This is a genomic window from Pseudomonas sp. HMWF006 (assembly GCF_003061205.1).
Taxonomy (GTDB): domain Bacteria; phylum Pseudomonadota; class Gammaproteobacteria; order Pseudomonadales; family Pseudomonadaceae; genus Aquipseudomonas; species Aquipseudomonas monsensis.
The window spans coordinates 1-1644 of the sequence record NZ_QAIU01000598.1; the positions used below are offsets into that span (position 1 = coordinate 1).

The window sequence follows — 1644 nt, forward strand, 5'->3', positions numbered from 1 at the left end:
TGGTGATGCCGCAGGGTGGGGAAGCGTCGCCGCAGTTGGAGGAGTTGATGATCTGGCTGGTGGAGCAGGCGCATACCCGCTGAAGCACCACATTCCCCTGCAGGCCTTCGCCTGCTCGCGATGGCGGTGGGTCAGTGACATTTACGTCGACTGACACACTGCTATCGCGAGCAGGCGAAGGCCTACGATTGGGACGTGGGAAGCATCAGTAGCCGACCGTAAACCGTTGACGCGAATGCTTCGGCGTTTCCACTTCGTCGATCAGCGCAATCGCGTAATCCGCGAAGGTGATCCAGCTGCGACCTTCGGCACTGAACAGCAAGTGATCCTTGCCGACTCGGAAGCTGCCGGTGCGCTCGCCTTCGACGAACTCGGCCGACGGCGACAGAAAGGTCCAGTCCAGCTCGTTCTCCGAACGCAACGCATCGAGAAACGCCGCGCCAGCGCTGGCCTCGGCTTTGTACTCGGCGGGGAAACCGGCGCTGTCGATCACCCGGGTGTCGTCCGGCAGCAACAGCGAACCGGCACCGCCGACCACCAACAGACGCTTCACGCCTGCCTGCTTCACCGGGCCGACCACGGCACTGGCGGGCACGGTGGCGAAATGCGCGGCGCTGATCACCACGTCGTGACCGGCCACGGCGGCTTGCAGCGCTACCGAGTCCAGCACGTCGACATTCTTGCTGACCACGCCGGCACGGCTGCCGATCTTCGAGGTGTCGCGGGCGATAGCCGTAACGCTATGGCCGCGACGCAGGGCTTCTTCCAGCAGTTGGCTACCGGCACGGCCGGTGGCACCAATGATTGCGATCTTGCTCATGACATTCTCCAGTTGGCTTGAGAGTGCTGCGTTTTCAGAATCGGGTTACCACTGCATTTCGCCCTTGGCGACTTTGGCGCTCAGCTCCAGCGAGCTTTCTTCGCCGAGTTTCGGGTAGCGCTTCTGCATGGCCTTGATCAGTGCGGCGGAGTCCTTGGCCTTGGCGGTTTCGGCGTCGAACGCCTTAATATAGTCGGCGGTGAATTTCACGCTGGCCAACGAACGGCTGCTCTCGCCCAGGTAATGACCCGGCACCACGGTTTTCGGTTTCAGGGTTTCGATCGAGTGCAGGGTTTGCAGCCAGTCGGCGTGGGATTGCGCGGTCTGGGTGTCGGCCATCCACACATGGATGTTCTCGGCCACCACGACGCCACCGACCACGGCCTTGAGCGACGGAATCCATACGAAGCTGCGATCCGGTTGTTTGCCGTCAAGGCCGACCACCTGCAGTTTCTGCCCTTCAAGCATCAGGCTGTCGCCCTTGAGCACGCCCGGCACGATGGTTTTGGCCGGCACGTCGGCGCCCATTTTCGGGCCCCAGAAGGCGAGCTTGCCGGCGACGGTTTTGTTGATGTGATCGACGGTCGGCTGCGAAGCCAGAACCTCTGCATCGGGGAAGGCCTGGGTCAGGGTGTCGAGGCCGAAATAGTAATCCGGGTCACCGTGGCTGATGTAAATGGTGGTCAGGTGCTTGCCGCTGGCGCGGATCTTTTCCACGACCTGTTCGGCCTGGGCCTTGCCGAATTGCGCATCGACCAGAATCGCGTCTTTCTCGCCGCTGACCAACACCGAGGTCACCGGAAAAATCGCCTTGGTGCCTGGGT

At 62.1% G+C, this 1644-nt stretch carries 2 protein-coding genes; both read right to left on the reverse strand.

The window, feature by feature from the left end; translation table 11 throughout:
* Positions 1 to 205 precede the first annotated feature (205 nt).
* Positions 206 to 820 (reverse strand): NAD(P)-dependent oxidoreductase, encoded by a 615-nt coding sequence (locus tag DBR24_RS27685; RefSeq protein WP_128616297.1) that lies wholly within the window; start codon positions 818 to 820, stop codon positions 206 to 208.
* A 45-nt stretch (positions 821 to 865) separates the two neighbouring features.
* Positions 866 to 1644 (reverse strand): MBL fold metallo-hydrolase (locus tag DBR24_RS27690; protein WP_256591911.1); only part of this gene is annotated, 779 nt, incomplete at its 5' end.

Coding starts and splice junctions, on each gene's coding strand:
- DBR24_RS27685 (WP_128616297.1), bottom strand. CDS start 820: ATGAGCAAGATCGCAATCATTGGTGCCACCGGCCGTGCCGGTAGCCAA.